Below are 24,131 nucleotides of genomic sequence, written 5' to 3' on the forward strand. Positions count from 1 at the left end.
CCATGGGTGGGGGGAATCGCGCGGGTGACTACCACGCCCCGAGCATCAGGACGTGGTCCTCCCCGGCGACGAGGTCGAGCTCTCGCGCGCCGGAGGAAGTCCGGAGTTCGACGCGGTGGCTGCGGGTGGGGCGCAGTACCGCGGTCGCTTCGTGCGGGGTCCAGCTGAGGTCGAGTTCCGCCCCGAACCGGGTGCGCAGACCCGTGACGCGTCCCGACGGACAGGCCGCGGGCACCGCCGGCAGCAGCACCAGCCGGTCCGGGGTGGACTGCACGAGCGCCTCGACGAGGACGGCCGGGAGGGTGTGCGCGGCGTCCGCGTTGTAGACGTCGCGGTTCGGGTAGTGGGCGCTCATCAGGGAGGCGTGGAAGAAGTCGCCCTTGAGTACCTGGCCGAGCGCGTGCCCGACCCGTTCCCCGTCGCGCAACCGGGCCGCGATCAGGGCGTGGTGGAGGTGGCCGTGCGCCGAGTCGTTCTCGGCACCGCGCAGTTCGAGGGCGCGGGCCGCCGCGGCGGCGAACTCCGGGGTGTCGTACGGGGTGATCTCGTCCAGCGGCCAGACGCCGTAGAGGTGGCTGAGGTGGCGGTGGTCGTAGGTGTCGTCGAGGCCGGGCCAGGCCCATTCGGCGAGGGCGCCGTCGTCGTTGACCCGGTGGGGCGGGAGCCGGTCGGCGAGGGCGCGCCAGCGGTCGGCCTCCGGGGTCCCGGGGTGGTGGGCGGCGGCCGTCAGCAGCGCGTGCCGGGCCGCCGAGAGGTCCATGGCCGCGTTGATCGCGCCCCAGCTCGCGTTGGCCGGACGGTTCTCGGGTGAGTAGGACGGCACGACGATCACGTGCCCGTCGGCGTCGGTGCGGGTGAGGAAGTCCTCGTAGAACCGGGCGACCTCGGCGAGGGCGGCGGCGGTGCGCGGGTCGCGGACACCGCGCGTCTCGTCGTGGTCGACGAGCGGCTTGAGCAGCCAGTCGGCCCCGGCCGTCCACAGGTGCAGCGGGTACTCGCGGCTGAAGTGGTACGTCAGTCCGGACTCGCCGTCGCTGTGCGGCGGGGCGACGATCCCGCGGGCGCCGAAGATCGTGCGGGCGTTCTCCCGCCAGTCGGACAACTGGCCGTGGATCAGGGCGGCGTGGGCCTCGATGACCTCGGGGAGGGCCGCGGCCGCCGCGGAGGCGGTCTGGAGGTTGAGGTTGGCGTCGTTGGTGAACGCCCCCGCCCAGGCCGTGTCCCAGTCGCCGGTCCACAGGCCGGTGAGGCGGGGCGGGAACAGACCGCTGGCGGAGAGCAGGTGGTAGCGGCCGGCGGCGAAGAGGCGTTCCAGGAGGGCGGGGCTCTCCGGGCGGGCCAGCAACTCCGTGCCGGGCAGGGCGCGTTCGGCGGGGTCCGCGTCCAGGTCGAGGGTGACGCGTTCGTAGGCGGTGCGGTGCAGGGCGGTGTGCGCGTCCAGCAGGGCGGCGTGGTCGGGGCCGAGGTCGCGCAGGGCGCGGGCCTGCTCCATGACGTCCAGTTCGCCGGTGTGCCGCTGGACGCGGGTCAGCAGCAGGACCGACTGTGCGCCGGTGACGCGCAGCCCGGGAGGCGTGAGGGTGACGGTGCCGCCGGTGACGTGGGCCAGGGTGATGCCGGTGTAGGCGCGGTCGCTGCCGGGGTAGCGGGCGCGCAGGGTGAGCAGGGCGCCCTCGGGGGTGAGGACCGCGCCGTGGCCCACACCGAGGTCCTTGGGGGCGCCGGGGAGCCGGTGGTCCAGGGCGATGTCGAGGTCGCCGGCGCAGACCTGCTGGACGATGACGTCGTCGGCGCGGGAGACGAAGACACGGCTGCTCCAGCCGTCGTGCTCGGTGTGGACGACTCCGGTGGTGAAGGCGACGGAACGGGTGTAGCGGGCCCTGCGTCGGTCCGCCCCGCCGCGATCCGCCCTGCCCCGGTCCGCCCCGCCTCGGTCCGCCTCGCCCCGGTCCGCTCCGCCACGGCCCGCCCCGCCCGTGTGGTCGTCGGACGTGCGGCCGTCGGACGTGCGGACGGCGGACGTGCCCCGCAGCCGGATCTGGAAGGCCGGGTGGAAGGGCTGGACCCACTGGAGGGCGCGGCCGTCCGTGAAGCTCTCCGCCGCGTCCCGCTCGCCGGCGAGCAACCGGTCCTGGAGGGCGGGGAGTTCGGCGGCCAGGTGGGGCGGCCGGGCGTGCTCGGCTCCGTTGGGGCGGACGAGGGTGTGATGGGTGACGATGACGCGCTCGTCGTTCGGCTCGCCGAACACCAGAGCCCCGTGGTGGCCGTTGCCGCTGAGGAAGCCGTCCTCCCAGCGGGTGGCGGGCCGGGGTTCCCAGGTGCCGTGCACCACGCCGGTGTCCGTCTTCACGGGGGCGTCGGTGTCCGTGTTCACGGGCGCACCGATGTCCGCGTTCGCGGGCGCGCCGATGTCCGTGTTCATGGGCGCAGCACCACCACGCCGTACCGGTCCAGGGTCAGCTCGTCCGTGACGGTGGCCCCCGTCAGCAGGTCGCGGTGGGTGCCGGGCACCTCGACGGTCACGGTGTCACGGGAGTGGTTGAGGACGAAGAGCAGCTCGCCCCGGCGTACGGCCTCGACGCTCGCCGGCAGTCCGTCCAGCACCGGACGGACACCGGCCTCGGCGGCGAACCGGGCGAGCAGGGCGCGCAGTTCGGGCCCCTCGGGCAGGGTCGCGAGGTACCGCGTCCGTCCCCTGCGGAGCACCGCGGGCAACCCGTCGAGCTCGCCGCCCTTGAACGCGGCCTCCGCCACCGCGTCCTCGTCCTTCTCGATCTCCTCCGACCACAGAGTCCCCCGGAACCCGTCGCACTCGACGCTCTCCCCCGCGTCCAGCGGCCACCACTCGTGCAGGGTGCGGATGCCGAAGAGCTCCCTCAGGCGCGCGTCCATGCCGCCGGGGCGCACCCGGTCGTCCTCGTCGGCGATCCCGGTGAGGAAGCCGGACACGAGCGTGCCGCCGCCCCGGACGTAGGCCAGGAGGTTGTCGATCGCCGTGTCGCTCAGGGAGTACAGCTGGGGGACGACGATGAGCTTGTACGCGGTGAGGTCGTGCTCGGGGTGGGCGAAGTCGGTGGCGAGGTGAGCCTCCCACAGGGCCCGGTGCCATGTGGTGAGGACCTGCGCGTAGTCGACCTCGGTGGAGAGGCGGCCCTCGTGGGCACCGGCCCACCAGGAGTGCCAGTCGTGCAGGATCGCGATGTCACCGGCCGTGTGACGTCCCGTCACCTCAGGTGCGATCCGTGCGAGTTCCGCGCCCAGCCGCTTGACCTCCTGGTAGGTCCGCCCGCGCTCCCCCGCGTGACTGACCATCCCGGAGTGGAACTTCTCCGCGCCCTGGCGTGACTGCCGCCACTGGAAGTAGCAGACGGCGTCGGCGCCGCGGGCGACGGCCTGGAGGGACCAGAGCCGGTTCAGGCCGCGGGGCTTGGGGTGGTTGACGCCCCGCCAGTTGACCGGACCGGCCGCCTGCTCCATGAGCATCCACGGGCCGCGGGCCTGCGAACGGGTCATGTCCTGGACGAGCGCGCCGGACTGGGCGCCGAAGGGGTCCCGGGGGTCGGGGTAGAGGTCGACGGAGACGACGTCCTCCTCCCGGGCCCACCGCCAGGCGTCCTGGCCGACCCACAGCGGCATGAAGTTGGTGGTGACCGGGAGGTGCGGGGAGTGCCGCCGCACGATGTCCCGCTCGGCCAGGTAGCACTCCAGGAGCATGTCGGAGGTGAACCGCTTGAAGTCCAGCACCTGGGCGGGGTTCTTCATGTAGTGGGCGTGTCGCGGGGTGTGCACCTCGGCCCAGTCGCCGTAGCCCTGGCTCCAGAAGGCGGTGCCCCAGGCCTCGTTGAGGGCGTCGAGGGTGCCGTACCGGCCGCGCAGCCAGTCACGGAAGCGGGCGGCGGCCTCGGGGCCCCAGTCGTAGGTGCAGTACTCGTTGTTGATGTGCCACATCGTCAGGGCCGGGTGGCCGGCGTACCGGGCCGCGAGGTCCTCGGTGATGGCGGCGGCGTAGCGGCGGTAGACGGCGCTGGAGTGGGAGAAGTGCTGGCGTCCGCCCCACCACTCGGTGCGCCCGTCCTGGTCGACGGGGAGGGTGTCGGGGTGCAGATGGCCCATCCAGGGCGGCGGTGAGGCGGTGGGGGTGGCGAGGACGACGCCGATGCCGTTCTCGTGCATCAGGTCCATGAGCCGGTCCAGCCAGCCGAAGTCCCGCTCCCCCGGCCGGGGTTCGAGCTTCGCCCAGGAGAAGACGCCGAGGGTGACGGAGTTGACCCCCGCCTCCCTCATGAGCCGGACGTCCTCGTGCCAGGTCTCCTCGGGCCACTGCTCGGGGTTGTAGTCGCCGCCGAACAGCAGGCGGCCGTCGGTGACGGTGCTCAGGTCGGGCATCAGACGGGCTCCCCGTACTGGATGCCGCGCCCGTTGGTGCCGAGGTAGACCCGGCCGTAGACGCGCGGGTCACCGGTGATGACCTCGCCGGTCCAACCCCATTGATGGCGGTCGTCGTTGATGCGCACCCAGCTCCTGGCCTCGTCGTCCGAGCGATGGACGGCGGTGACGGTCCCGGTGGATCCGACCATGTAGATCGCCGGGTAGTCGGCGCCCTTGGCGGCCTTGCCGAAGCCGAGGGTGTACGAGGCCTCGCAGCCGGCCACCTTGGCGAAGGTCGCCCCGCCGTCGGTGGACCGGTGGAGCCCGTTGCCCTTCACGCTGAGCCAGAGGTGGCCGGTGCGCCCGGGTGCGGCGACCAGCTCGAACTGGCTGTCCCCGGAGGGTAGTCCGGTCGCCCGCGCGGTGAAGGTCAGGCCGCTGTCGGTGCTGGCGAACAGCGTGCCCGTGGCGGTGTCGAACGCGTAGAACAGCGTCGGGTCGGCCGGGTCGGCGACCGGCGTGGCGCCCTTGGGGAAGGAGGGGACCTCGCTCCAGGTGGCGCCGTTGTCGGCGGAGCGGTGGGCCGGGTACGTGCTGCCGTCCCAGTGCACGAAGACCCACAGCAGCACGCTGCCGTCGGCGTTGGTGGCGATCGGCCCGGGCGCGTCCTTGGCGAGGGAGGGCTGGCTCGCGAAGGGCGCCCAGGTCCGCCCGCCGTCGCGGGAGTACGCCCCGTTGCCGTGGTCGCCCCACCCGGTGCGCACGACGTACGCCGGCTTCAGCGCGGCCTGCGCGAGTCCCGTCGCCGTCCCGAACACGGGGTTCGTGGCCATGCCGCGCGAGGGGGAGGCGGTGAGCCGCTCGTGGTACATCACGCCGATGTCCCCGAGCCCGCTGATCAGGTGCGCCTGCCCGACCGGGGGCGAGATCAGCTGGCGTACGGAGGTCTCCTCCAGGCCGCGGATCTGCGGGGCCCAGTGCTTCAGGTCCCGGGTGCCGTAGAGGGTGGCGCCGGTGCCGTAGACGACGTGCCGGGAGTCGTACGGGTCGAGTGCCAGCGCCTGGATCCACCAGCCGAACTTGGGCTTGTCGTTGCCCCAGGCGAGATAGGGGGTCTCGGACACGTCGAGGACGGCGGTGTCCTTCAGGGAGGTCCAGTGGCGACCGCCGTCGGTGGACCGGAACACGGTGTCGATGTCGGCCCAGCGGTTGTTGGTGGAGACGACGAGGGTGCCGGGCCTGCGGGCGTCCACGGCGACGCCGCCGTAGCCGAAGGTGTCGGAGGACCCGTCACTCGTGGTGCCGCCGGACTTGACCGGGGTCACCTCGGTCCACTTCCCGTTGGCCGTGCAGAGCTTGTGCACACTGCCGTCGGACTGCCCGTTGGGGCCGGGCGCGTTGGCGTACGTCACGTACAGCTCGCGGGTGTTCTTGTCGTACGCCGCCCTGATCGGCACCTTCGCGGCCGTCCCGGAGGGCTGCCCGGGCACCGCCTCCCACCTCGTGCCGTCGGTGGTGCGGTACAGGTTGGCGGTGATGCCGTCCGAGTCGCCCCAGCCCGCGTAGAGGGTGCGCCCGGCGGCGACCAGCAGGGTGACGCCCTGCCCGGAGGCGCTCGGGGTGCCGGGGAACCCGGCGGCGGCGGCCCAGGTGGCGCCGCGGTCGGTGGACCTGAGCAGTCCGTCGTGCCGGGTCCCGAGCCACAGGGTGTCGCTGTCCCGGGGGTCGACGAGCAGCCGCTCACCGCAGCCGCGCCCGTCCTCGTTGGCCCCGAGCTTCACGGTGAGGTCGGTCCGGGTCCAGGTGGCGCCGCGGTCCTCGGAGCGCAGGACGGCTCCGTTGCCGGCCCAGGACTGCGCGTAGGTGCCGAGCGCGAGATACACCCGGTTCGGGTGGGCCGGGTCGACGGCGATGGCCTCCACGCCGAGGAGGTTCCAGTCGTCCCAGCCGAGGTGGTCGGTGAGCGGCACCCAGGCGGAGGCCTTGCTGTCCCACCGGTAGGCCCCGCCGATGTCGGTACGGGCGTAGGCGAGCCCACGGACGGTGGGATGGAAGAGGACCCCGGTGACGAACCCGGTGCCCCCGATGAAGACGTTGCGCCACCGGTAGGAGGATGCGGCGGTTTCAGCGGCATGGGCCCGGGCCTGCGTGACAGGAAGGGCGGTGAGCGCGGCGGCGGCAGCGGTCCCGGCAAGAACGGCACGACGGCTCGGACCAGACGTAGGCATGACATACCTCGTTTTGTGAAAGGGGGTAATGGGAGACACCTAAGGGGCGCGGGGAACTGCGCGACCAGCCACGAACAACCCGCAGCCGCCGACGATCCGAAGCACCCCGTTCAGTGGGCGCCGGTCAGCCCTTCACCGCGCCCGTCAACATGCCCTTCTTGAAATGCCGCTGCACGAACGGCGAGAGCACCGCCACCGGCAGCAGCGCCATCACCATGACCGCCATCTGCACGGCCAGCCCGGAGAGTTGACCCGTCTTGATCGCCTGTCCCAGGCCGACCGGGGCCTCCTGCTTCTGCACGAGCTGGATCATGACGTTCTGCAGCGGCATCATGTCCTGGTCGTTGAGGTACAGGGACGCGTTGAACCACGCGCTCCAGTACCCGACCGCGTAGAACAGCGTGATCACCGCGAGGACGGCCCGGGACAGCGGCATGATGATCTGCCACAGGATCCTGAGGTCCCCCGCTCCGTCGATCCGCGCGCTGTCGGTCAGTTCGGGCGAGATGCCCATGAAGAACCCGCGCAGCACCAGGATGTTGAAGACGCTGATCGCACTCGGCAGGATCAGGGCGAGATAGCTGTCGGTCAGGCCGAGGGTCTGCACCAGCAGATACGTCGGGATGAGTCCGGCGCTGAAGAACATGGTCGCCAGCAGGATCATCAGGATCCACCGGTGCCCCACCGACCCGGACCGCGACAGACCGTAGGCGCAGAGCACCGAGACGGTCATGGAGAAGGCGGTGCCGACCAGGGTGACCAGGACGGAGATGATCGTCGCCCGGGTCACCTGCCCGCCGCTGAGGAGCTCCTGGTAGGCGATGAAGGTGATGCCCTTCGGCACCATCACCAGTCCGCCGGCCTCGTCGATGGTCTTGCGCGAGGAGAGGCTGGTGACGACGACGATCCACAGGGGGAACAGGATGGCGAGGCAGGCGATGCCCAGCACGAGCCCCTTGCCGGCCAGTCCGACCTTGGAGGGTTCCTCCTCCCAGACGGGCCGGGGCGGCGCGCCCCAACGTCCGGGTTCGCGTACGGGTTTGTCGATCACGGCGGTCATTTCTTGTACACCCCCTGCTCGCCCATGAGATGGGCCACCTTGTTCGCGGCCAGGACGAGACCGATGCTGATGACGCCCTTGACGAGGCCGGCCGCGGCCGCGTAGCCGAAGTCCTGGTTGCGGACGCCGTTCCACCACACGAAGGTGTCCAGCACTTCCGCGGCGCCCGGTCCGACGGCGTCCCGTTGGAGGAGGATCTGCTCGAAGCCGACGGTCAGCGCGTCGCCGACGCGCAGCACCAGCAGCAGGGCGATGACCGGGCGCAGCGCGGGCAGGGTGACGTGCCACATCCGGCGCCACCGCGAGGCCCCGTCCATGGCGGCGGCCTCGTAGAGGTCCGGGCTCACGGAGGCCAGCGCGGCGAGGAAGACGATGATCCCCCAGCCCGCGTCCTTCCACACCGCCTGCGCGGTGACCAGGAACTTGAAGGTGCTCGGGTCGGTCATGATGTTGATGCCGTCGTAACCGTGGTCGCGCAGCAGCTGCGAGAGCAGCCCGGCGCCGCCGAGCAGCTGCTGGAAGACCGCGATCACCAGCACCCAGGAGAAGAAGTGCGGCAGGTAGAGGACGGCCTGCGCGAACGCCCGCACCCGGGGCCTGAGCACGCTGTTGATGAGCAGCGCGAGCAGGATCGGGATCGGGAAGAACAGCAGGAGCTGGAGGAAGAACAGCACCAGGGTGTTGCGGACGGCCTGCCAGAACGCGGAGTCCGCGAAGATCCGGTCGAAGTTCTCCAGGCCGACCCAGGGGCTGTGCAGCATGGACACGACGCCGTTGTCACTGATGTACGGGTCGTAGTCCTGGAAGGCGACCACGTTGCCGAGGATCGGCACGTAGTTGAAGAGCAGGACCAGCACGACGGCCGGCAGCGTCATCAGGAGCAGGACGCGATCGCGTCTGAGCCGGAGCCGAAGACTCAGCTTGCCCGAGACGGGTTTTCCGGGAGTGCCGCCGGAGGTGTCCGGCGACTTCTCCGTCGTGTCGGCCTCGGTCCTGCTCCGAGGCACTGTGCTGTGGGACACGGCCGTTCTCCTTGCCTCGGTAGGGGTCAGCCGGCCGCGGAGCCGTTCTCGTCGAGGATCTGCTTGTACCAGTCGCGGAGCTTGTCGCCGCCCTTGCTCTTCCAGTCGGAGACGGCCTGCTGCATGTCACTGATCTTCTTGCGGCCGCGGACGATGTCGTCCTCCAGCTGCTCGAAGTCGTTGGAGAGGTTGGTGTAGCGGCCCGGCTCGGTGATCTGCATGCCCCAGAAGGAGGACTTCTTGGCGAAGGCGCCCATCCGCTGCTGCCACTCGACCTGGCCCTTGGCGACCTCGGGGAAGTCGGGGTGCGCGGTGGTCGGGGCGGGGCTCGCCACCATGACGTAGGCGTTCATCACGTCGAGGTTGCCCTGGTCGGTCTTGGTGGGGACGCCGTCCTTGACGGTGTAGTGGGTGCCCTCCACACCGTAGTTGGTCATCATGTACTCCTTGGTGCCGTACGGCGCCGCGGTGACGTTGGCGACGGCGAGCACGTCGCGGACGACCGACTCGGAGGCCTTCTTGTTGACGAAGGCGAAGATGCCGGCGGGCTGTTCGGCCCACAGGACCGGGGTGCCGCCGTCGTGGCCCCAGAGGTCCATGCCCCAGATCTTGAAGTCCGGGTTCTGGACCGCCTGTTCGGCGGTGCGGCCCCACCACTGCGAGATGTTGTTCGGGTAGATCAGGAACTCGCCCTTGGCGAACTTGGGGCCCGGGTCGGGGGCGTTCTTGCCCAGCGCGGAGTCGGGGTGGACGACGCCGGCGGCGAAGAGCTTGCGGGACCACTCCAGGGCTTCGAGGAACTCCTCGGTCTCGATGCGGTTGATCATCTTGCCGTCGACGAGGTTCCAGCCGAGCGGCTTCTCGGCGCCCGAGAGCACCCCGAAGGCCTGGAAGGCGGTCCACTTCATGTCGAGGCACGCCCAGCGCCTGGCCCGGGCGTTGGTGATCTCCTTGGCCAGGGCCATGAACTCGTCGCAGGACTTGGGGAGTTCGTAGCCCTCCTTGTCGAAGATGTCCTGCCGGTACAGGGGCACCATCGAGGGGGCGGACGGTGCCGGCATCGGCAGGCCGCGCAGCTTGCCGCCGAAGATGGAACGCTGCCAGGCGCCGGTCGGGATGGCCGCGAGGTTCGGGTAGTCCTTGACCCCGTCCCCGGAGAGGTAGGGGCCGAGGTCGGCGAACTTGCTGATGATGGCGCTCGGTATCTTGCCGCCCATGTTCCAGCCGGGGACGACCACCACGTCCGGGACGTCACTGGAGGCGAGGACCGCGCCGAGCTTCTGGTCGTAGGTGTTGCCGTCCTGGTTCTGCCAGCGGACGTCGACGCCGATCAGGGCGTTCATCGCCTTGTAGTAGGCGTTGCCGGCCTTGGGCGGGGAGCCCCAGAACGGCGACATGATGGTGACCCGGCCGCCCTTGCCGAGCTTCTTGGGCACCGAGGTCTTCAGGCCGGCCAGGTCCAGCTTGCTGGTGAAGCCGACCGGGGAGCCGTTCTTGGACGGGATGTCCGGCGTGACGACGTTGCTCGCCACATACGCCGGGAGGATCTTCTTCGCGTCCTTGCTCGACGTGGTGCCGTCACGCGACCCGTTGTCCGACCCGCCGCAGGCGGCGAGCAGCGGCATCCCGCCGGCCACCGCTGCGGTGGCGACCGCCGAGGAGGCGAGGAAGCTTCTCCTGCTCGGTCCGGAAGCGGCGGAGGAGGCGTTCGGCGTCATTGCGTCAACCCTTCGTGGCGCACCAGGACACCCGGCGGTAGGGCCGTCGGCTGCGGTGTCTTGAGTGGAACTGGCTGAGCTGAAGCGCTGCTCCGACGCGTTCGGTCGAGGACCGCAGTCGAAGCGCTTCGATGTTGCTGTGAGGTTAAGTGAAGCCCTGTGGGTGCACAAGGGTCGTTCCCAATATTCCTCCGAGGTGCGAGGGGCCACCTTTTCTTATGCACTGCCTGAAGTCGAGGCGTAGGTCTCTTGACACCCACCCCCGGGTCGAATGAGCATCGAAGCGCTTCGAAAGCGCTCCGCAGCTCCACTCCAAGGGGATCCCCAGGTGACCGCACAGACGCCGCCCACGCCGCCTTTCCGCGATCCGCATCTGCCGTTCGCGAAGCGCATCGACGACTTGTTGTCGCGGCTGACCCTCGATGAGAAGACCGCGTTCCTGCACCAGTTCGCGCCCGCCGTGGAGCGCCTCGGCATCGCGGCCTTCCGCACCGGCCAGGAGGCCCTGCACGGGGTGGCCTGGATGGGCCCGGCGACGGTGTTCCCGCAGGCGGTCGGCCTGGGCGCCACCTGGAACCCGGATCTCGTGCGCAGGGTCGGCGAGGCGGTCTCCCAGGAGGTCCGCGCGATGCGGGCCCGCGACGACCGCGTCGGCCTCAACGTCTGGGCCCCGACCGTCAACCTGCTGCGCCACCCCCTGTGGGGCCGCAACGAGGAGGGCTACTCGGAGGACCCGAAACTCACCTCGGCGATCGCCGTCGCCTATACCCGGGGCCTGCGCGGCGACCACCCGACGTACTGGCGCACCGCGCCCGTCCTCAAGCACTGGCTCGCCCACAACAACGAGACCGACCGGGCCACCTCGTCCAGCTCGGTGCGCCCGCGCGTGCTGCACGAGTACGATCTGCGCGCCTTCCGCGAGACCGTCGAGGCCGGCGCGGTGGCCGGTGTGATGCCCGCGTACAACCTGGTCAACGGCCGCCCCAACCACGTCTCCCCGTACCTGCGCGAGCACCTGCGCACCTGGACCGAGGAGGACCTGCTGGTCTGCTCGGACGCGGGCGCGCCGTCGAACCTGGTCGACCACGAGCACTACTACGACACCCACGAGGAGGCCACCGCCGCCTCCCTGCTGGCCGGTGTCGACAGCTTCACCGACCACGGCACGGACAGCTCGCAGATGATCGACCGGATCAAGGGGGCCTACGCCCAGGGCCTGTTGACCGAGGCCGACATCGACGCCGCGGTCCGCCGCCAGCTCTCGGTCCGCTTCCGCCTCGGCGAGTTCGACCCGCAGGACGACCCGTCCGCCCGCACCGCCGACTTCGACACGCCGGCCCACCGCGCCCTCGCGCGGGAGGCCGCCGAGCAGGCGGTCGTGCTGCTCCGCAACGACGGCGTGCTGCCCCTCGCCGCCGACACCCGGCTCGCGGTGGTCGGGCTGCTCGCCGACGAGTGCAAGCTCGACTGGTACAGCGGTACGCTGATCCACCGCTCCACCCCGCTGGAGGGCCTGTACGAGCGGTTCGGCGCCGACCGCGTGCAGTTCGCCGAGGGGGTGGACCGGGTCCGGCTGAAGACCTCGGACGGCACCTTCCTGTCCGTGCCCGAGGCGGACGTCGAGGACGCGGTGCGCGGCGCGGAGGGCGCCCTCGACCCGGCCCTGCTGGCGGGCCGCACCGATCTCCCGCCGCTCACCACCGACCCGGTCGGCACGGAGTTCGCCCTGGTCGACTGGGGCGAGGGCGTCCTGACCCTGCGCGCGCCGGACGGCCGCTACGTCTCGGTCGCCGAGGACGGCGCGCTGCGCGCCTCCGCCGACCAGCCCGGAGGCTGGGTCGTCCAGGAGACGTTCCGGCTGGAACCCCACGGACACGGACACCTCCTCAGGCACGTCGGCACGGGTCGCCACGTCTGTGTCGGCGCGGACGGAGTAAAGGTTGCCGACGAAAACGCGGAAATCTTCGAGCTGATCATCGCCGAGCGCGGCGAGGACGCGGTGGCCAGGGTCGCCGCCGAGGCGGACGTGGTCCTGGTGGTCGCGGGGAACGACCCGCACATCAACGGCCGTGAGACCGAGGACCGCACGACGCTCGCGCTGCCCGGGCACCAGGAGCGGCTGCTGCGCGCGGCCCGCGCCGCCAACCCGAACACGGTGCTGGCGCTGGTCTCCGCCTACCCCTACGCCTTCGAGCCCGGCCCGCTGCGCGCGGCGCTGTGGACGGCGCACGGCGGCCAGGCGGCCGGCACCGCGCTGGCCCGGGTCCTGGCCGGTGACGTCTCCCCCGCGGGCCGCCTCCCGCAGACCTGGTACGCCGACGACGCCGACCTGCCGGACCTGCTCGACTACGACGTCCTCGGGAGCCGCCAGACCTACCTGTACTACGAGGGCACCCCGCTGTTCCCCTTCGGCCACGGGCTGTCCTACGCGTCCTTCTCCTACGCGGACCTGAGGTCCCGGGTGTCGGAGCAGGCGGTGCACGTCTCGTTCACGGTCACGAACACCGGGGACGTGCCGGCCGACGAGGTCGCCCAGCTCTACACGCGCGCCGCGGACCCTTCGGTGCCGCGTCCGCGCCGCGAGCTGGCGGCCCACGAGCGGATCACCCTGACGCCCGGCGAGACGAAGGAACTCTCCTTCGAAGTCCCCCTGGCGGCCCTGGAGTTCTGGGACGTGGCGCACGGCCGGTGGCGGCTGGAGCCGGGCCCGTACGAGCTGTTGGTCGGCGCCTCCAGCGAGGATGTGCGGTTGCGCACGACGGTGATGCTGGAGGGTGAGCCGGGCGGCCCACGCCCGGTCCTCGAACGCGGCCTGGACGGGGCCGACTTCGACGAGCACAGCGGCGTCGCGATCGTCGACCGTACGAAGACGGCGGGGGACGCGGTGACTCCGGCGCACAGCGGGGCGGCCGAACTGGTCTACCGCGCCTGTGACTTCGGGACGGGGGTCAGCGAGGTGACGGTGACCGTGGCCGGCGAGGGCTCGGTGGAGGTCTCGCTCGACGGCGCCCCGGCGTCGGCGGCGCTGTCACCGGCGGCGCCCACGTCCGGACCGTACGACCATGTGACGCTGCGCGCCCCGCTCACCGCCTCCGGCGTGCACGACGTCCGCCTCAGGCTGCGGGGCCCGCTGCGGCTCGCGCACGTCGGCTTCTCCGGTTGAGGGTCCGGAGGAGACCGGCACAGTGAAGGGGCCCGGCACCGGAAGGCATCGGTGCCGGGCCCCTTCGGGTCAGCGAGCCGGCGTCGCTGCCGCGACCTTACCTGAAAATGGTTCCCATTAGCTAGGGGTCGCGCGAGGACCGTCGGCCGCCGTGACGACGGCCGGAGCCCCCGCACAGCGGGCTCCGGCCGTCGGTCCTTTTCAGGGGGTCAGAGCGCGAGCCCCGTGAGGACGAGCACCCGCTCGTAGGTGTAGTCGTCCATCGCGAACTTCACGCCCTCGCGGCCCACACCGGACTGCTTGGCGCCGCCGTACGGCATCTGGTCCGCGCGGTAGGACGGCACGTCGCCGATGACGACACCGCCGACCTCCAGCGCGCGGTGGGCGCGGAAGGCGGCCTGGAGGTCATGGGTGAACACACCCGCCTGAAGGCCGTACTTGGAGTCGTTGACCGCCGCGAACGCCTCGGCCTCGCCCTCGACCTTCCGCACGGTGAGGACCGGTCCGAAGACCTCCTCGCAGGAGATCGTCGTGTCGGCCGGCACCTCGGCGAGGACGGTCGGCGCGTAGGAGGCGCCGTCGCGCTCGCCGCCGGTGAGGAGGGTGGCGCCGGCCTCGACGGCCTCCTTGACCCACGCCTCGACGCGGATCGCGGCGTCCTCGCTGACCAGCGGTCCGACGTCGGTCTTGTCGTCGCTCGGGTCACCGGTGACCTGGGCCTCGACGGCGGCGACGATCCGCGGCAGCAGCCGGTCGTACACCGAGGCGTCCGCGATGACCCGCTGCACGGAGATGCAGGACTGCCCGCCCTGGTAGTTGGAGAAGGTCGCGATCCGGGTCGCGGCCCAGTCGAGGTCGGCGTCGGAGGCGTAGTCGCCGAGCACGACCGCCGCGCCGTTGCCGCCGAGCTCCAGCGTGCAGTGCTTGCGGGGCACCGAGTCCATGATCGCGTAGCCGACCTTCTCGGAACCGGTGAAGGAGATCACGGGCAGCCGCTCGTCCTGGACGAGGGCGGGCATCTGGTCGTTCGGGACCGGCAGAATGCTCCAGGAACCCGCGGGCAGCTCGGTCTCGGCCAGCAGGTCGCCGAGGATCAGCCCGGAGAGCGGGGTCGCGGGGGCCGGCTTCAGGATGATCGGCGCGCCGGCCGCGATCGCCGGGGCGACCTTGTGGGCGCACAGGTTGAGCGGGAAGTTGAAGGGCGCGATGCCGAGCACGACGCCCTTGGGGAAACGCCGGGTGAGGGCGAGCCGGCCCTGGCCACCGAGGTCGGTGTCGAGCCGCTGCGCCTCGCCGCCGTTGAACCGGCGGGCCTCCTCGGCGGCGAACCGGAAGACGGAGACGGCCCGGCCGACCTCGCCGCGGGCCCACTTGATCGGCTTGCCGTTCTCGGCCGAGATCAGCTGCGCGATCTCCTCGGTGCGCTCGGCGAGCCGACGGCTGACGTGGTCGAGGGCGGCGGCGCGCACATGCGCGGGCGTGGCGGCGAACTCGTCGCGCACGGCGTACGCGGCGGCGACGGCCTCCTCGACCTGCGCGGCGCTGGGCACGCTGACCTTGCCGACGACCCGCCCGTCCCACGGCGAGCTGACGTCGAAGCTGTCCTCGCCGGTGACCTGGCGGCCGGCGAGCCAGAAGGCGTGGGTGGAAGTCATATGCGGGTTCCGGCCCTTCCGCGTTGGGGATGTGGTGCGTGGCTTTCGGGTCCACGGTAGGGCCGGGCGGAGGGACGGGCGTTTGTCCGAGTCGTAGTGATCGGACCCGCGGTTGCGCCTCTTTGGCGTACGCCTGCTCCGCGGACGCCGTACGCCTGCTCCGTGCCCGTCGTACGGCTACGGCGTGGACGTCGCCTTCAGCGCCAGCCACAGCTCCATCCGTACGTCCGGGTCGTCCAGCGAGCGTCCCAGGATCTCCTCCACGCGCCGCATCCGGTACCGCAGGGTGTGCCGGTGCACCCCGAGGTCGGCCGCCGCCGCGTCCCACTGGCCGTGTCGCGACAGCCAGGCCCGCAGCGAGGCGACCAGGTCCCCCCGGCCGGTGGCGTCGTGCTCGCGCAGGGCGCGCAGCAGCCCGTCGGCGAACGCCCGCACCGCGTCGTCGGCGAGCAGCGGCAGCACGGAACCGGAGGCCAGCTGCTCGTGCTCGACGTACACCCGCCCCCGCCGCCGCGCGACGGACAGCGCCTGGTCGGCCTGCTTGTACGCGGCCCCCGCGGCGACCGGACCCACCGGCGCCGACACCCCGACGACCAGCTCGCACTCCTCCCCCGCACCGCCCTGCTCGGCGCCCCGCCCGGCCTCCAGGGCGGCCGCGTACTCCTCGCACGCCCCGACCGCCGCGCCCCCGTCCGCGCCCAGCACCACCAGCCGCTCCCCCTCGGGAACGACGAGCACCGCCTCCCCGGCCCGTGCCGCGGCGGACTCCACCACCTCGGTGAGCGCGCCCAGCGGATCACCGCCGGAGTCGGCCGGCGCCGCGGCCGAGGGCTTCCCCGCGGGTCGGGCCGGCGCCTCCTCGCCCGGCATCCGCACCGCCGGCACCGCCTCCGCGACGAGCACCCGGAACGGGGCGTCCAGCAGCGCCCCGTACAGATCCCCGGCCACGGCCCGGGCGTGGTCCGGCTCCCCCGCCAGCAGCATCCGCAGCACCGCCGCCCCGAGCCGCTGCTCGGCGGCGTGCAGCGACCGGGAGCGTTCGGTGGTCAGGGTCAGCAGGGCGATCGCCGAGTGGACGGCGTACCGCTCGGCCGTCCCCGGTGCCGCCGCCGTCCCCACCGCGAGCGCGGCGCGGGTCCGTCTCCCGGTGCCCAGGGAGTGCAGCTCGACGCGGTCCTCGTTGTCGGGCGCGCCGACCACGGAGGAGGCGGGCGCGGGCCGCTCGCGCAGCCGTGCCACGTCCGCGGTGAGCCGCGCGGCCCGCCGCCCCGCCCACTCGGGCGCGGCGGCGACGACGGCGCCGGACGCGTCGTACAGCGCCGCCCACCCGTCCACCTGCGAGGCGAGCGCGGCGAGCAGCCCTTCCGGCCCGTGGGTCAGCGCCTGTCTGGTCAGCTCCCGCTGCGCCGCGAACCCGGCCGTCACCGCGCGGTACTGGTCGGCGGCGATGGCGGCGGAGACCTCCTTGCTGATGGCGAGGAAGGGGGTGCGCCGGGGCACCTCCAGCAGCGGCAGCCCCTCCGCCTCAGCCGCCTCGACCAGCGCCTCGGGAACGGTGTCGTAGTTGACCCCGACCGCGAACCCGAGCCCCACGACCCCGGCCCCGACCAGCCGCTTCACATACCGCCGCATGGCCTCGGGATCCTCCGCGTCCAGCTTCAGCGCGGTGATCAGCAGCAGTTCCCCGCCCTCCATGTACGGCACCGGGTCCGCGAGCTCGCTGACATGCGCCCAGCGCACGGGCACGTCGAGCCGGCCCTCGCCCGCCCGCACGGTCAGCTTGAGCGCGGAGTGGTGGACGAGCGAGGCGAGCGTGGGGGGCATGGGGCCTTCAGGTCTACGAGGATCAGCGGAGACTGGTGATCATTTGGCCGTGGTGTATGAACGGCCTGTGCCGATTCTGCCTCACCGTACGGTCCCCCGGTGACCGCAGATCCTCGCCGTACGGTCCCCCGGTCACCGCACGTCCCGGCCTAACCTCGCAGGTCCACCAGCAGCGGCGGCGCGTGCTCCCCCTCGACCCCGGTCAGCGACAGCACCGCGTGTCCCGGCGGCACGGCGTGCGCCAGCTCGGACGCGGACCAGCGCTCCCGCTCGACCTGGCGGACGGTCACGGCCTCCGTGGTCACCGCCTTGCCGGTCACCAGCTTGCGCAGGGCGTGCATGGCCCGGGTCATCGGCTGGTCGGCGAAAACGGTGTGCTGGGCGACGTCCTTGGTCTCCACCCACTCGGTGCCCCAGGCCTCCGCGAAACGGCTGCCGTCCCAGGTGGTGACCCCGGACAGCGCCATCCGGCAGCCGACCGCCCCGAACAGCGGCCCGTGCAGCGCCTCGGGGACGTCGGAGACCGTGCGCAGCGCGAGCACGACGCCCGCGTTCTGCGAGCGCAGCCGCTGGATCCGCCGTACCGAGCCCGGGGTCACGGTGCCGGTGGCGTCGTCGAGGACGAGGGCGGCGAAGTGCTCGCGCGCCCCGTCCCGGACGACCTCGCCGAACTGCGCCAGGACCAGCCGGGCGATGAGCCGGGACGCCTCCTCGTGGCCGTGCGCGGGCAGGTCGACGCGGACCCGCAGGGGGTGGTGGGCGAGGGCGCGCAGGGAGAACGGCCGGACCGTGTCGGCCGCCGGACCCGCGGAACCGAAGAACCCGGCGAACGCGGGCCGGTCGAGGAGCGCGAGCCGGTCGGCGAGCAGGGGGCCCGGGTCGCCGGGGCCGCCGCTCTGCCGGGCGCGCGCGTCGAGCTCGCGGCGCATCACCGCCTGCCGCCCGTCGTACCCCTCCCCGGCGAGCCGCTCGCGCAGCTCCGCGAGGGCGGCCGGGTCCCCATCCAGCAGGTCGCGCAGGACGGGCAGCGGCGGGAAGTGCCCGTAAGCGGTCCGGTAGGGGCCGAGGAGCTGGGCGAGCGCCCGCGCCGCGCGCTCGGGGCTCACGGTGTCGAGGTCCCCGGCCAGCGCCTCGGCGAGGAGGGCGGCCGCCTCGTCGGGGTCCTCGGCCTCCGCGTACGGGTCGAGGTCGTGCAGGGAGGCCGGGTCACCGACCCGCACGACGACGTCGTACGACGCGTCCGGGCCGAGCGGTGTGCCGGCGCCGCACACCGCGACGACGGCGCAGCCGCCGGTGAGCGCCTGGAGCGCGAGGGACTCGACCACAGGGGCGATGACCTGCCGGGTCTTCCCGGCGCCCGAGGGCCCGACGACCAGCAGCGAGGTGGCGAGGGTGCCCGGCCCGAGCGCCGCGCCCACGCCGCCGTAGGCCCGTGGGGTGCGCTCGGAGGCGGCCCAGCGGCCGATGCGGACCTGGCCGGTGAGCAGGTCGTGCCGGGCGGTGCGGCCGGGGAGGTCACGGGCGCCGGAGGGGTGGGTGAGCGCGGCGGCGCCCTGGCGCAGGACGGTGTCCGTGAACGCGGCGAGCCGGCCCTGACCGCGCGCCCGGTGCCAGGCGCGCTCGACGCGGGCGCAGTCCACGTCGTTCATCCGCCCGGCCAGCACCTCGGCGGTGAGCAGGTCGGCGGCTTGGTGCTGCCCGGCCTCGCGCAGCTCGGGCCAGCGGGCGCGCGGCTGCTCGGCGACGGGCGCGGGGTCCTGTCCCTGAGCGGCGCGACGCCGGGCGGCGAGCTGGGCGCGGGCCAGGGACCACCAGCCGCCGATCCGGGCGAAGGGCCACAGGACGAGGACGGTGATCAGGGCGTAGAGCGCGTCCGTCGCCCAGGGCGAGGTGTAGACGCCGTAGCCGCCGCTGAGGAGAGCGATGAGGGAGAACAGCGGGTTCACCACGGGCAGCGCGTCCCAGCCGACGCCGGGGAAGGCGTCCGGGAAGACGAAGGCGAGGGTGACCAGGGCGCCCAGGGCGGCCACCAGGGCGCGGGCGGGCTGGGGCCTGCGGCGCACGAGGTGGCGTACGACGGCCGGCCAGCTGCCGAGCCGGCCCGCCACGTAGAGGAGCACGGCGAAGAAGAGGCCGCTGTAGACCTCCAGGGCCTCCACGCCCGGGTACTCCAGCGACTGGCCCTCCAGCCGCTTCGGGGAGGCGAGCGTGCCGCCCCACCACCAGTCGTCGGGGGTGAAGAGCCGCAGCAGCGTGTACTGGTACGGCAGGGCGCCGCGCCGCCAGAAGGACCACATCACGAGCGCCAGGACGAACGGGATGAGCATGCCGGCGACGGTCACCGGATTGAGCCGTTCCGTCCTGGTCGCGGCCTTGGGCAGCCGGTAGCCGAAGCGCCAGATGCCGGGCTCGGTCTTCGGCCGGGGCTCGTTGAGCCAGTCGGCCACGGACGCTCCCGGCGCGTGGGCCGGGCGCGGCGGCGCGTTCGGCACGTCCGGTGGCCCCGCCGGCCGCGGCACAGGACTCGCATGCGTACCCCGCGCGTCCCGCGTCCCGTCGCTGTCCATCGCCTTCGCTCCCTGACCAGCCGTTCCGTCCACCGTCAGCGGCCAATCTAACGCCCCCACAAGGGGAGTTCACCGCTTACGCGGCCGTCGCCCAGGGGCGGTCCCCCGCGCCGCGCACACCCGCGCCATGTCCACCGCGGACAAACCTGCCCCCCGGACCACGCCCACATGGAGCATGCCCACCTCCCGCCCGCCGTCCTAGCCTGCGAGAAAAGAAGAGAAGCATCCGCACAGACCTCGTTCGCACCACCCCAGGAGCCCCTCATGAGCGCACTTCCGCAGGAGCGCCGGATCGTCACCGCCATCCCCGGCCCGAAGTCGCAGGAGCTGCAGGCCCGCCGCCTCGACGCGGTCGCGCAGGGCGTGGGCTCGGTGCTGCCGGTGTTCACCGCGCGGGCCGGCGGCGGCATCATCGAGGACGTCGACGGCAACCGTCTCATCGACTTCGGCTCCGGCATCGCCGTGACCAGCGTCGGCGCCTCCGCCGAGGCCGTCGTACGCCGGGCCGCCGCCCAGCTCGCCGACTTCACCCACACCTGTTTCATGGTCACGCCGTACGAGGGCTACGTGGAGGTCGCCGAGGCCCTCGCCGAGCTCACCCCGGGTGACCACGCCAAGAAGTCCGCGCTGTTCAACTCCGGCGCCGAGGCCGTCGAGAACGCCGTCAAGATCGCGCGTGCGTACACCAAGCGCCAGGCCGTCGTCGTCTTCGACCACGGCTACCACGGCCGTACGAACCTGACGATGGCGCTGACCGCGAAGAACATGCCGTACAAGCACGGCTTCGGCCCGTTCGCGCCCGAGGTCTACCGGGTGCCCGTGGCGTACGGCTACCGCTGGCCGACCGGCCCGGAGAACGCCGGCCCCGAGGCCGCCAAGCAGGCCATCGACCAGATCAGCAAGCAGGTCGGCGCCGAGAACGTCGCCGCGATCATCATCGAGCCGGTACTGGGCGAGGGCGGCTTCATCGAGCCGGCCAAGGGCTTCCTGCCGGAGATCGTGAAGTTCGCCAACGACAACGGCATCGTCTTCGTCGCGGACGAGATCCAGTCCGGCTTCTGCCGGACCGGGCAGTGGTTCGCGTGCGAGGACGAGGGCATCGTCCCGGACCTGATCACCACCGCCAAGGGCATCGCCGGCGGTCTGCCGCTCGCCGCCGTGACCGGCCGCGCCGAGATCATGGACGCCGCGCACGCCGGTGGCCTGGGCGGCACGTACGGCGGCAACCCGGTCGCCTGCGCCGGCGCGCTCGGCTCCATCGAGACGATGAAGGAGCTCGACCTCAACGCCCGGGCGAAGAACATCGAGGCGATCATGAAGGCCCGCCTGGGCGCCATGGCCGAGAAGTTCGACATCATCGGTGACGTGCGGGGCCGCGGCGCCATGATCGCCATCGAGCTGGTCAAGGACCGCGCCACCAAGGAGCCGAACGCGGAGGCGACCGCCGCGCTCGCCAAGGCCTGCCACCAGGAGGGCCTGCTGGTCCTGACCTGTGGCACGTACGGCAACGTGCTGCGCTTCCTGCCGCCGCTGGTCATCGGCGAGGACCTGCTGAACGAGGGCCTCGACATCATCGAGCAGGCCTTCGCGCGGATCTGAACGGGCTCGGCACCTAGCTGAGCGGGCCTTCGCGCGGGTCCGAGGCGGTCTTCGCGCGGGTCCGAGAGGGCCTGCGCGCGCTGTCCGACGCCCCGGGGAGCACACCGGGCGCCCCCGCCCCGGGTCACTCCCGTCACACCCGCCCCAGCCCTGGATCCACAGCGGATTCCGGGTCTGGGGCGGTCGCCGTCAGAGCGTGTGAAGAACGTGTGCGAGGTCGTTGTCGGGTTTCGATTCCGGCTGTCCTGGACCCATCGGCTGCCGTAGGTTCTACCCAGATGAGAGATACACCCCGCCCACAGGGGACTGTGGGCGACATCAGGCCGGGGCCTCCCCAGCTTCGACCTGGTCGTGCCCTCGCGCACACAACCGGAGCCTCCGGCTCTGGATCTCCTCACCGATCGGACGGTCGCCCGCCCCAAACCCCCCGGGGCGCGCGACGATCCGGTCCGGTCGGCCGCCCCGGAACCACCCCCCCTGTTCCGGGGCGGCCGACCTCCTTCCTCCTTCTCAGGCTGCCCGCCCTGCTCTTTGCGCTGATCACCTGGCAGGTCGTCGTCGACGGCCCCCTGGTGACGCTGGACGAACGGGTCAGCAAGGCCCTCGTCCACCCCGACCGCGCCTCGGAGCTCCTCGCCGATCTGGGCAATGTCCAGGTCGCGGTCCCGGTCCTGGCGATCGCGCTGGTGTACGCCGCACTGCGGGCCCGCCGCACCGGCACCGACCGGTGGTGGCTGCCCTCCCTCGCGGCGGCCGTGCTGATGGCCCTGGTCCCGGCGCTGATCGTCCCGCTGAAGGTGCTGACCGACCGCCCCGGCACCCCCGTCGTACCGCCCGCCACCGGCTACTTCCCCTCCGGCCACACGGCCACGGCGGCCATCGCGTACGGCGCCGCGGCCCTCCTCCTCGCCCCCTGGCTCCCGCGGGCCCGCGGCGCGCTGATCCTCCTTGCCGCGGCCCTCGTCCTCGGCGTCTCCTACGGTCTGGTCCGGCGCGGCTACCACTGGCCACTGGACGTGGTGGCCAGTTGGTGCCTGTCGACGGTGCTGCTGACCGCGTTCGTCCTGTTCGTCAGCCTCTTCGTCAGCCGAAGTAGCCGTCGAACGTCTTCTGGAACTCCCCGTTCCCGTACCGGTCCCAGTTGATCGACCAGGTCATCAGTCCGCGCAGTGCGGGCCAGGTGCCGTGGGGGGTGTACGAGCCGCAGTTCGTCCTCTTCGTCAGGCAGTCCAGGGTCCTGGTGACCTCGGCGGGGGCCACGTGTCCGTTGCCGGCGTTGGGGGAGGCCGGCATGCCGATGGCGATCTGGTCGGGGCGCAGGGGCGGGAAGACGTTGCTCGCGTCGCCCGCGACCGGGAAGCCGGTGAGCAGCATGTCGGTCATGGCGATGTGGAAGTCGGCGCCGCCCATGGAGTGGTACTGCTGGTCGAGGCCCATGATCGGGCCCGAGTTGTAGTCCTGGACGTGCAGCAGGGTGAGGTCGTCGCGCAGCGCGTGGATGACCGGGAGGTAGGCGCCCGCCCTCGGGTCCTGGCCGCCCCACTTGCCGGTGCCGTAGTACTGGTGGCCGAGCTGGACGAAGAAGGTCTCGGGGGCCATCGTCAGCACGAACCGGGAGCCGTACTTCGCCTTCAGTGTCTTCAGCGCCGAGATCAGGTTCACGATCACCGGGGTCCTCGGGTTCTTGAAGTCGGTGTCGTCGGCGTTCAGGGAGAGCGAGTGGCCCTCGAAGTCGATGTCCAGGCCGTCGAGCCCGTACTCGTCGATGATCTTCGAGACCGAGCTGACGAAGGCGTCCCGGGCCGCGGTGGTGGTCAGCTGCACCTGGCCGTTCTGGCCGCCGATCGAGATGAGCACCTTCTTGCCGGCCGCCCGCTTGGCCTTGATCGCCGCCTTGAACTCGGCGTCGCTCTCGACGTTCGGGCACTCGGTGACCGGGCAGCGCTCGAAGCGGATGTCCCCGGAGGTGACCGAGGTCGGCTCGCCGAAGGCCAGGTCGATGACGTCCCAGCTGTCGGGCACGTCGGCCAGGCGCGTGTAGCCGGAGCCGTTGGCGAAGCTCGCGTGGAGGTAGCCGACGAGGGCGTGGGCGGGCAGGTCGGTCGAGCCGCCCGAGCCGGTGGTGGTGGTCGCGGTGACGGTGGCCGATCGCGCGGACTCACCGGCGTCGTTGAGAGCGGTGATCTGGAAGGCGTACGCGGTCGACGGGGTGAGCCCGGCGATCGTGGCCGATGTCCCGTTCACCGTCTGGGCCCTGGTCCCGTCCCGGTACACGGCGTAGCTCGTGGCGCCGGTGACCGGCGGCCAGGACAGGGCCACGCTGGAGGAGGTGACCGTGCCGACGACCGGAGCGGCGGGCGTGGCGGGAGGCTGACCGGCGTCGACGCCGGGGCCGGTGAGCGAGATGTCGTCGGCGTGGTAGGCGCCCGTGCCGTACCAGCCGTGGGTGTAGATCGTGACCCGGGTGGTGGCGGGGCCGGTGCGGAAGGTCGTGGTGAGCTGCTGCCAGGTCGGGGCGGACTGGGTCCAGGTGGAGACGTCCGTGGTGCCGGTGCCGCTCGCGCCGAGGTACACGTACGAGCCGCGCACATGGCCGGTGAGCGTGTACTGGGCGCCGGGTTTCACGGTCACGGTCTGGGCGCACCGGGCGTTGTCGCCACCGGCGGGGGTCGCCTGGAGGGCCCGACTTCCGCTGCGCACCGGGCTGTTGACCGGGGTGCCGGCCGAACAGGCCCAGCCGTCGAGGCCGGCCTCGAAGCCGCCGTTGCGTGCGAGGTCCGCGTCGGCCGCACGGGCGGCCGACGAGAGCGCGGTGACGCCGCCTGCGGCCAGGAGTGTGGCCGTGAGGGCGGCGACGACAGGTCTGGTGCGGTCCACAAGTGCCTCCGGAGCTGGGGGAATTGGAGGGTGGAGCGCACCCAATTTGG

13 protein-coding genes are annotated in these 24,131 nt (G+C 72.3%); 3 read left to right on the top strand and 10 right to left on the bottom strand.

Annotated elements, in window-relative coordinates; translation table 11 throughout:
• Positions 1–28 precede the first annotated feature (28 nt).
• The 6 genes from ACH41F_RS27790 to ACH41F_RS27815 all read right to left on the bottom strand — a co-directional run bounded on the left by ACH41F_RS27790 (position 29) and on the right by ACH41F_RS27815 (position 10,396).
• The gene (locus ACH41F_RS27790) at positions 29–2,422 is read right to left on the bottom strand and encodes a glycosyl hydrolase family 95 catalytic domain-containing protein (RefSeq protein WP_398837967.1); all 2,394 of its coding nucleotides are present in this window, start codon (positions 2,420–2,422) and stop codon (positions 29–31) included.
• Entirely contained in the window at positions 2,419–4,386 is a 1,968-nt protein-coding gene (locus tag ACH41F_RS27795) for a beta-galactosidase (RefSeq protein WP_398837968.1), read from the bottom strand. Before ACH41F_RS27795 ends, ACH41F_RS27790 begins: the two co-directional genes overlap by 4 nt.
• Positions 4,386–6,596, bottom strand: a complete 2,211-nt coding sequence (locus tag ACH41F_RS27800; RefSeq protein WP_398837969.1) for a 1,4-beta-glucanase — start codon at positions 6,594–6,596, stop codon at positions 4,386–4,388. The genes ACH41F_RS27795 and ACH41F_RS27800 overlap by 1 nt, the downstream gene beginning before the upstream one ends.
• Before the next feature lie 124 nt (positions 6,597–6,720).
• Positions 6,721–7,656: an ABC transporter permease subunit gene (locus ACH41F_RS27805; protein WP_391232420.1), complete on the bottom strand. Its 936-nt coding sequence runs from the start codon at positions 7,654–7,656 to the stop codon at positions 6,721–6,723.
• Positions 7,653–8,678, bottom strand: coding sequence for an ABC transporter permease (locus ACH41F_RS27810; protein ID WP_398837970.1), 1,026 nt, complete (start codon positions 8,676–8,678; stop codon positions 7,653–7,655). The genes ACH41F_RS27805 and ACH41F_RS27810 overlap by 4 nt, the downstream gene beginning before the upstream one ends.
• A gap of 26 nt (positions 8,679–8,704) precedes the next feature.
• Positions 8,705–10,396, bottom strand: a complete 1,692-nt coding sequence (locus ACH41F_RS27815; protein WP_391232422.1) for an extracellular solute-binding protein — start codon at positions 10,394–10,396, stop codon at positions 8,705–8,707.
• A 328-nt stretch (positions 10,397–10,724) separates the two neighbouring features.
• On the opposite strand from ACH41F_RS27815, the gene ACH41F_RS27820 reads away from it, so the two are divergent.
• A complete protein-coding gene (locus tag ACH41F_RS27820) occupies positions 10,725–13,559 on the top strand; it encodes a glycoside hydrolase family 3 C-terminal domain-containing protein (RefSeq protein WP_398837971.1) in 2,835 nt (944 codons plus the stop codon).
• A gap of 209 nt (positions 13,560–13,768) precedes the next feature.
• Here ACH41F_RS27820 and ACH41F_RS27825 read toward each other — a convergent pair whose 3' ends face one another.
• From ACH41F_RS27825 to ACH41F_RS27835, 3 genes are all read right to left on the bottom strand, one after another.
• A complete protein-coding gene (locus ACH41F_RS27825; RefSeq protein ID WP_391232424.1) occupies positions 13,769–15,214 on the bottom strand; it encodes an aldehyde dehydrogenase family protein in 1,446 nt (481 codons plus the stop codon).
• A gap of 177 nt (positions 15,215–15,391) precedes the next feature.
• Complete coding sequence (locus ACH41F_RS27830) at positions 15,392–17,038, bottom strand: PucR family transcriptional regulator ligand-binding domain-containing protein (protein WP_391232425.1); 1,647 nt, start codon at positions 17,036–17,038, stop codon at positions 15,392–15,394.
• A 149-nt stretch (positions 17,039–17,187) separates the two neighbouring features.
• Positions 17,188–19,605 (bottom strand): ATP/GTP-binding protein, encoded by a 2,418-nt coding sequence (locus ACH41F_RS27835; protein WP_391232426.1) that lies wholly within the window; start codon positions 19,603–19,605, stop codon positions 17,188–17,190.
• Positions 19,606–19,869: 264 nt separating this feature from the next.
• Between ACH41F_RS27835 and gabT the strand changes: the two genes are divergently transcribed.
• Together gabT and ACH41F_RS27845 are read left to right on the top strand one after the other, a co-directional pair.
• A complete protein-coding gene (gabT, locus tag ACH41F_RS27840) occupies positions 19,870–21,204 on the top strand; it encodes a 4-aminobutyrate--2-oxoglutarate transaminase (RefSeq protein WP_391232427.1) in 1,335 nt (444 codons plus the stop codon).
• A 308-nt stretch (positions 21,205–21,512) separates the two neighbouring features.
• A complete protein-coding gene (locus ACH41F_RS27845) occupies positions 21,513–22,349 on the top strand; it encodes a phosphatase PAP2 family protein (protein WP_398837975.1) in 837 nt (278 codons plus the stop codon).
• Here ACH41F_RS27845 and ACH41F_RS27850 read toward each other — a convergent pair.
• Complete coding sequence (locus tag ACH41F_RS27850; RefSeq protein ID WP_391232428.1) at positions 22,288–24,081, bottom strand: carbohydrate binding domain-containing protein; 1,794 nt, start codon at positions 24,079–24,081, stop codon at positions 22,288–22,290. The genes ACH41F_RS27845 and ACH41F_RS27850 overlap by 62 nt on opposite strands.
• Positions 24,082–24,131 lie beyond the last annotated feature (50 nt).

It is taken from the genome of Streptomyces sp. NPDC020489 (assembly GCF_044386545.1).
GTDB lineage: Bacteria > Actinomycetota > Actinomycetes > Streptomycetales > Streptomycetaceae > Streptomyces.